Source organism: Actinocorallia lasiicapitis (assembly GCF_054778695.1).
This window is the reverse complement of sequence record NZ_BAAGZI010000302.1, coordinates 1-7,380: the sequence shown is the minus strand read 5'-3', so window position 1 is coordinate 7,380 and position 7,380 is coordinate 1. Positions and strand designations below refer to the sequence as shown.

General features: G+C 71.8%; 6 protein-coding genes. 3 read left to right on the top strand and 3 right to left on the bottom strand.

Going from position 1 to position 7,380, the window contains the following annotated elements:
* On the top strand, positions 1-224 hold a 224-nt coding region (locus tag ACYVE7_RS25525; RefSeq protein ID WP_460367934.1), incomplete at its 5' end, for a response regulator transcription factor.
* An 11-nt stretch (positions 225-235) separates the two neighbouring features.
* On the opposite strand, the gene ACYVE7_RS25520 is transcribed toward ACYVE7_RS25525, so the two are convergent.
* Positions 236-1,984, bottom strand: a complete 1,749-nt coding sequence (locus ACYVE7_RS25520) for a carboxylesterase family protein (RefSeq protein ID WP_460367933.1) — start codon at positions 1,982-1,984, stop codon at positions 236-238.
* A 456-nt stretch (positions 1,985-2,440) separates the two neighbouring features.
* Between ACYVE7_RS25520 and ACYVE7_RS25515 the strand changes: the two genes are divergently transcribed.
* Together ACYVE7_RS25515 and ACYVE7_RS25510 are read left to right on the top strand one after the other, a co-directional pair.
* Positions 2,441-5,179: a helix-turn-helix transcriptional regulator gene (locus ACYVE7_RS25515; RefSeq protein WP_460367936.1), complete on the top strand. Its 2,739-nt coding sequence runs from the start codon at positions 2,441-2,443 to the stop codon at positions 5,177-5,179.
* 29 nt (positions 5,180-5,208) lie between these two features.
* Complete coding sequence (locus tag ACYVE7_RS25510) at positions 5,209-5,847, top strand: HAD family hydrolase (protein WP_460367932.1); 639 nt, start codon at positions 5,209-5,211, stop codon at positions 5,845-5,847.
* A gap of 52 nt (positions 5,848-5,899) precedes the next feature.
* Here ACYVE7_RS25510 and thiO read toward each other — a convergent pair whose 3' ends face one another.
* Both thiO and ACYVE7_RS25500 read right to left on the bottom strand, forming a co-directional pair.
* Positions 5,900-7,015: a glycine oxidase ThiO gene (gene thiO, locus ACYVE7_RS25505; RefSeq protein ID WP_460367930.1), complete on the bottom strand. Its 1,116-nt coding sequence runs from the start codon at positions 7,013-7,015 to the stop codon at positions 5,900-5,902.
* A gap of 16 nt (positions 7,016-7,031) precedes the next feature.
* Positions 7,032-7,380 (bottom strand): acyl carrier protein (locus tag ACYVE7_RS25500; protein ID WP_460367929.1); only part of this gene is annotated, 349 nt, incomplete at its 5' end.

The window sequence follows — 7,380 nt, the reverse complement described above, 5'->3', positions numbered from 1 at the left end:
GGCCTCGGCCCCCGTCGCTGCCCGCCCCGCTGACGCCCCGGGAGGCGGCCGTCCTGCGCGCCCTGGCCGCGGGCCTGTCCAACGCCGAGATCGCGGCGGCCCACCATCTGTCCGTCGAGACCGTGAAGACCCACGTCAAGAGCATCCTCACCAAGCTCGACGTCCGCGACCGCACCCAGGCCGCGATCTGGGCCCATCGGACCGGCTTCGCCCACCGTCCCTGAACCCGGCGGGGTCAGATGCCGATGAAGGTGCCGAAGAGGTCCCAGAGGTAGCAGCGGTGCTTGAGGTAGAGGTGGGCGAAGCCGTAGGTGTCGGTGGCGGGGCCCGGGCGGAGGCGGAGGATGCGCTGGCCGAGAGGGTCGTAGCGGGGCCAGGAGCCCGGGTCGCCTCCGGCGGCGAAGGCGCCGACCCGGCGGAGGATCCGGTCGGCCAGATCCTGCTGCCCCTGGTCGAACAGGGCGGAATCCGGTTGGAAGAGGTAGCCGAGTTCGGCGGCGTGGGTGGGGCCCGGAGCCAGGCCGGGGATGACCGGAGGGGCGTCCGGGTCCTCGAAGAGGTAGGCGTAGGTGGGGGCCAGCGGCGCCATCGCCTGGAGGCCCTTGTTCGTGGGGCAGCCGAACATCATGTCGCCCATCAGCGCGCTCATCGCCTTCACCGGTGAGCCGTACCGGGCGGACGGGTAGAGCGCCATGATGAACGAGCCCGCGGGTCCCGCGAAGTCCGTCAGCAGCTTCCGGTAGTCCTCCTCGGACGGCACGACCCCGGTCTGGACCTTGAGGCCGAGGGCCGCGAACAGATAGCCCTCGTCGGCCGTCAGCCCGGCCAGGACCGGACGTTTCGGCGTCCGCCCCGACTTGATCATCGCGATGGGCGTGGCGGGCAGCACCACCCTGTCGACGATCGGGGGGAACAGGAACGGGGTCTGCCCGTTCTCGGGGAACGGCGCGGCCTCGACGAGTTCACGGGCGGACTTGCCGCGCAGGCAGCCGATCTGATCCGGGCCCGCCGGGCAGCCGACCGCGGTCGCGTACGCCTCGCCTGTCCTGGTCGCGGCGGCCAGGGTGACGCCGTAGGTCTGCTCGGTCCCGCAGACCGACGAGCTCATCAGGACCGCCCGGTGGAACAGGCCGTCGGCGGCCGGAGACCCCAGGTTCGCGCAGGAGGCGATGCCGCCGGATGACTGGCCCATCAGCGAGACCCGGGCGGGGTCGCCGCCGAAAGCGCCGATGTTGCGCTGGACCCAGCGCAGCGCGGCCTGCTGGTCCTGGACGCCGTGGTTCAGCGCCGGGTTCTCCGCGCGCAGCGACTCCAGCGCCAGGACGCCGAACGCGCCCTGCCGGAAGTTGGGGGAGACCACGACCGCGCCGCTCGCGGCGGCCAGCGCGCCCGCGTCCACGTTGCCGTCGCCGAAGGAGTAGCTGCCGCCATGGAGCCAGACGACGACCGGTAGGTCCCCCGGTCGACGCCGCGCACCGCCCCGGTGTCGAGCCGGACGACGTCGCCGGGAAGCGCCGCGGCCGCGCGCATGTCCACCAGCACCATCAGACCGCACAGCGCGACGGCGATCGCTCTTCGCACCATCCCTCACTCCTCTGCTCGGGAAGGGACATCGTCGACTCGGCGACTGCTCACTTACCAGACCATTCACTGCCCATTCAGCTCGCGGCCCCACAGCAGCTCCACGACCTGCTCGATCGCCCGCACGAGATGCCGCCGGTAGGTACTGAACGGCAGCGACAGCAGTTCGCGGGCTGCGGTCTCGACGTAGCCGGGGACGGCGCGGGGCCGGCCGGACGGGGTGCGTCGTACGTGTGACGTAAAGCACAGGAGAGGGTGTCGGGGCGCTGCAGGCGGGAAGTCCCGTCAATATGCTTTCGCTGGGCGTCAAGTTCGGTGTGAACCTCAAGGCGCGGGGTCGGGCGCGTCGAAAACCTCCGCTCCCGCCTCGGGAACGGAGGTTTTCGACGGGTTGAGACACCATCTGGTTCCCGTCGTGCGCCGATCGTGGCCTTCATCGGATTCATTGGTGGATCCTGGAGCCGGATCGCTGCTCCTATTAGACGGAGTCCCGGTCAAAAGATGCCAGCGTGCGGTCGTGCTCGAACTCGTCAGGGCGTCCGGCATTGCGGCAATTCAGGCACCGAATCGCAGGGCGAATGCGAAGCCGGACCGTCGAATCGGAACCGTTGATGAGCAGGGCGTCCTGTGTAAGCTGTGCCCGTGAATAGGGCTAAGGACGTGCCCGGCGTGCTGTAGCCCTGCGTACCCGCATCTGCAATTGTTCGGTTTTAAATCAGATGGGTGTACGGGGCGCTTGAAGCGGATGGCCGTGAAATGAACTCTGCGGCCGCGCGGAGTTTCGCGGCGAGAAAGAACGGTGTGGAAGAGAGCTGTGCTCCTGGCGGCGCGACGAGGTTGGGGTGACTCTCGGTTGTTGGTGGAACGCGATGAGCTACTGAGGCGGCTGGAGCCGCTCTTCAAGGAAGGTTCGGAAGGGTTCGGCGCCACCGTCATCGTCAGCGGCGGGGTGGGGATCGGGAAGACGGCGCTGCTGGAGGAGGTCGCCGAACGGGCGGCGCGGCGCGGGCACACGATTCTCAGCGCCGTCGGATCGCGGGCGGAATGCGAATTCCCCTACACGGTGCTCGAGCAGCTCTTCCACAGCGTCGGGCGGACCGAGAGCGGCGCCGGCCTGCTGGAGCTGCTGGAGCAGGCCACACGGTCGGGTGACGCGAACCCGGCCCAGATCATGCAGGCGGCCTACCGGACGCTGCGGGAGATGTCCGACCGGGCGCCGGTCACGATCTCCATCGACGACATCCAGTACGCCGACCCCGCCTCGCTGCGCTGCCTGCTGCACCTGATCCGGCGCTGCCGGCGGGCCCGGGTCACCGTCTTCCTGGCCTGCGGGTCCACCGATCCCGGCGAGTCCCAGACCCTGCTGGCCGAGCTCGCCTGCCGGCCGGGCATCCGCCACGTCCGGTTGAGCGCGCTGTCCTGGGAGGGCGTCGCCCGGCTGGTCTCCGACCGGTTCGGCACGGACTCCACCGACCCGCGCGCCAGGGAGTTCTTCCACGCGAGCGGCGGCAACCCCCTGCTCGTCCAGGCGCTGCTGCACGACCACTCGGTCCAGGAGACCCTCGACGGCGGCAGGCGGCAGGCCCCCGGCGACGTGTTCCGCGACGCCTCCCTGGCCTGCGTCCACCGCAGCGGCCGGGACTCCCTGCGGGTCGCCCGCGGGATCGCGGTCCTCAACGGAGCGGGCTCGACGGCGCTGCTGGGACGGCTCGTCGGCCTCGGCGAACGCGCCGTCCATTCGGCGTTGAGAGTCCTGTCCGACGCCCGTCTCCTCGACGGCGCCCGCTTCCGCCATCCGATGATCCGCGGCGGGGTGCTGGACGAGATCCCCGCCGACGAGCGGGCCGGGCTGCACCGCGACGCCGCGGCGCTGCTGCGGGAGGAGGGCGCGCAGACCACCACGATCGCCGCCCATCTGCTGGCCTGCGGGACGGTCGGCGACGACTGGGCGGTGCGGCTGCTGGCGGAGGCCGCCGACGAGGCGCTCGCCGCCGACCAGGTCGAGCACGCCACCCGGTTCCTGCATCTGGCCGGGTCGAGCTGCACCGACGAGGAGCAGCGCCGTCTGGTCAGCGTCGGGCTGGCCCAGATCATGCGGCGGGTCAGGCCCGAGGCGTCCACCCGGATCCTCCGGGACCTCGCGGGACCGGCCCGCGAGGGCAATGTGCCCGGTGTGGTCCGGATCAAGGTGGCGCACGGCCTGCTGATGCGCGGCCAGGTCGAGGAGGCCGTCGAGATCCTCAGACTGCTCGGCGCGGAGCAGACCGTCGACCGGCAGCTCGCCGCCGAACTGGACATCGCCCGGCTGTGGCTGGCCTCCACCTATCCGGGCGTCGCCGAACGGCTGGCGGGATCGCTGGGCCGTCCGCTCGGCCAGCGGTCGGGGGCGGCCCGGCACAGCGCGGTGCTGCGGGTCAGCGCCAACCGGGCGCTGTGGATCACGCTGACGCAGGGGGCGGACGAGTCGGTCGTCGCCGATGCCGAACGGGTCCTGCAGAGCCTGCCGATCGGTGACCGGACCATCGACAGCCTCGTCTCGGCGATCATGACCCTGGTCTACGCGGACCGGTTGAAGACCGCCGCGAGCTGGTGCGACCAGCTTCTGGTCAGGGCCGCCGACCGGCAGGCCCCGATGTGGAACGCCCAGCTCCTGACGGCACGGGCGCTGATCGCGCTGCGCCAGGGCGGCCTGGGCCGGGCCACCGAGCTGGCGGAGTCCGCGCTGGAACTCATGCCGGAGGAGGCGTGGGGCGTCGGCATCGGGATGCCGCTGGGCGTCCTCATCGAGGCCCGCACCGCGATGGGCGACTCCAAGGCCGGCGCCGACCTGGTCAACCGCCCGGTGCCCGAGACCCTGTTCCTCACCCGCTTCGGACTGCACTACCTGTACGCCCGCGGTCGGCACCATCTCGCGAACGGCGACCACGACGTGGCGCTCGCCGACTTCCACGCCTGCGGTGAGAAGGCGCGCGCCTGGGGCCTGGACTCGCCCGTGCTGGCGCCCTGGCGGATCGGCGCGATGGAGGCGCTGCTGCTGCACGGCCAGCGGGAACGGGCGAGCGAGATCGCCGACGAGCACCTCGCCCTGGCCAGCACGGGGCAGCGCCGCACCCACGGCATCGCGCTCCGCGCGCTGGCGGCGACCAGGCCGCCGTCCCAGCAGCTCGAGCAGCTCAGCAAGAGCCTGGAGCTGCTGCAGCCCACCGGTGACCGCTACGAGACCGCGCTGACCCTCGCCGACCTGGGCCGGACCTACCAGCGGCACGGCCGGGTCGGCCGCGCCCGTCTGATCATCCGCCAGGCGTGGCACATGGCGAAGGAGTGCGGGGCCGAGGAACTCCAGACGACGCTGATGCCGAAGCCGATGGGCGGCGAGGAACCCGAGCCGACCGGCCAGACCGTCGTGCACAACGGCGTGACCCGCCTTCTGTCGGAGGCCGAGATGCGGGTGACCGCGCTCGCCGCCCAGGGATTCACCAACCGGGAGATCTCCAACAAGTTGTTCATCACCGTCTCCACGGTCGAGCAGCACCTCACCCGGGTCTACCGCAAGCTCAACATCCGGCACCGCCAGGAACTGCCCGCCAGTTTCGCTTGATCCGAACCCCTGACCAGATGGGATCCACCATGAACGAGACGCCCGCGGCGCCCGGCCGCAGCGGACTGATCCTCGACTTCGGCGGTGTCCTCACCACGGACTTCTTCGGCACGCTGCGCGCGTTCTGCGCGGCCGAGGGCCTGGCCCCGGACGCCGTCGAGCGGTTGGTGCGCACCGATCCGCGGGCCAAGCAGGCGGTCGCCGACGCCGAGTGCGGACGTATCGCCCAGCGGGAGTTCGACTCCATCCTGGGGGAGGGCCTCGGCCTGCCCGCCGCGGGACTGTCCGGACGGATGACCGCGGCGCTCCTGCCCAGTGTCCCGATGCTCGATCTGGCCGAGCGGGCCCGCGCCGCGGGCATCGCCACCGCGGTGCTGTCGAACTACTGGGGCGCCGGCCCCGACGCCCACGACATCCACGCCGGATACGAGCTGGACCAGCGCTTCGACGTCGTCGTGATCTCTCATCTGATCGGCGTCCGCAAGCCGGAGGAGCCGGTCTACCGGCTGGTCCTCGACAAGCTCGGGGTGGCGGCGGAGGACTGCGTGTTCGTCGACGACAACCGTTCGCATCTCCCGCCGGCCGAAGCCCTCGGCATGTCCGCGCTCCTGTTCACCGATCCGGTCCTGGACCTCCCGGAACTGGAGCGGCTGCTGGGTCTGGGCTGACGGCGCAAGGCCCTGCGCGCCCGACCGGCGCGCAGGGCCTCCTTCACCGCCGTCAGCCGGCGAAGCGGGTCGGGGTGAAGGGCTTGGCGAGCTCGGACGCCGTGCCGTCGGCGAGCAGGTCGGCCATCAGATCGGCGGTCACCGGGGTGAGCTGCACCCCGATCCGGGAGTGCCCGGTGACCAGGAGCAGGCCCGGCACGACGGTCTCGCCGAGCACGGGCAGGTCGTCGGGGGCCGCGGGCCGCAACCCCACCGCCGACTCGGCCAGTTCGAGCCCGCCCAGTTCCGGCAGCGCCGTGCGCGCCTTCACCAGCAGGTCGGCGACGCCGCCCGCGGTGACGGTCGTGTCATAGCCGCGTTCCTCGTAGGTCGCGCCGACCACGAGCTCGCCGTTGGCCCGCGGCACGAGGTACACCGCGGAGCCGCCGACCACGGCGCGGGTCGTCCGGCTCAGGAACGGCTCGGCCGACCGCAGCCGCAGGATCTGGCCTTTGACCGGCCGGATCTCCGGGACGGCGCCCGGCGGCAGACCGCCGATCAGATGGGTCCAGCAGCCGGCCGCCAGCACGATCCGGTCGCCGGGCACGGTCGTCCCGCCGGACAGCCGCACCCCGGCGGCACGGTCCCCTTCCATGAGCACTTCGGTGACCCGTTCGCGGAGGAACAGGCCGCCGTAGGCGTCGATCGCGGCGAGCAGCGCGGGCGTCATCTCCCGCGGGTCGATCGCGCCGTCGTCGGGGGCGAGCAGCCCGCCGGCCACCGACGAGGACAGCTCCGGCTCGTGGTCCAGGCATTCCGCGGGGTCCAGCCGTTCGACGGTGATGCCGAGCGACTCCTCCAGCTTGCGCACCTCCTCCAGGGCGGCGAGGCCGGGCTGGTCGAAGGCGACGTCGAGGACGCCGTCGCGGCGGTAGCCGACCGATCGTCCCGAGACCGCCTCCAGCTCCGCCGCGAACGACGGATAGCGTTCCCGGGAGGCGAGGGAGAGCCGGAGCAGCGCCTCCTGTTCCAGGATCAGCTCGTTGGCCGGCGGCAGCATCCCCGCCGACGCGTGCGACGCCTCACTTCCGGGCGCGGGATCGACGACCGTCACCCGCAGACCGCGCTCCAGCGCGCGCCAGGCGGTGCTCAGTCCGATCACTCCGCCACCGACGATGATCACGTGCATGTTCGGCTCCCGGGGTTTAGGAGAGGAGTTTGCGTAGGTAGCGGGCGAGTTCGAGGGGTGTGGGGTGGTCGAAGGCCAGGGTGGCGGGCAGCCGCAGGCCGGTCGCCGAGGACAGCCGTCTGATCAGCTCCAGATTGGTGAGCGAGTCGAAGCCGACCGACGCCAGTTCCTGGTCGGGGCCGACCGCCTCGGCGTCCTGGTGGCCGAGGACGACCGCGGCCTGCGCGCGGACGAACGCCACGACGGCCTGTTCCCGCTCGTCGTCGGGCAGCCGGGTGAGCAGTGCGCGCAGCGCTTCGGCCTCGTCCCGGCCGGTGTCAGCGCGCCGTCCGGCGGAGGTCTCGGGGACGAGGTCCAGCAGCAGC

Excerpts from the sequence above, each read along its gene's own strand:
- ACYVE7_RS25510 (WP_460367932.1), top strand. The coding sequence starts at position 5,209 with ATGAACGAGACGCCCGCGGCGCCCGGCCGCAGCGGACTGATCCTCGAC.
- thiO (WP_460367930.1), bottom strand. The coding sequence starts at position 7,015 with ATGCACGTGATCATCGTCGGTGGCGGAGTGATCGGACTGAGCACCGCC.
- ACYVE7_RS25520 (WP_460367933.1), bottom strand. The coding sequence starts at position 1,984 with ATGGTGTCTCAACCCGTCGAAAACCTCCGTTCCCGAGGCGGGAGCGGA.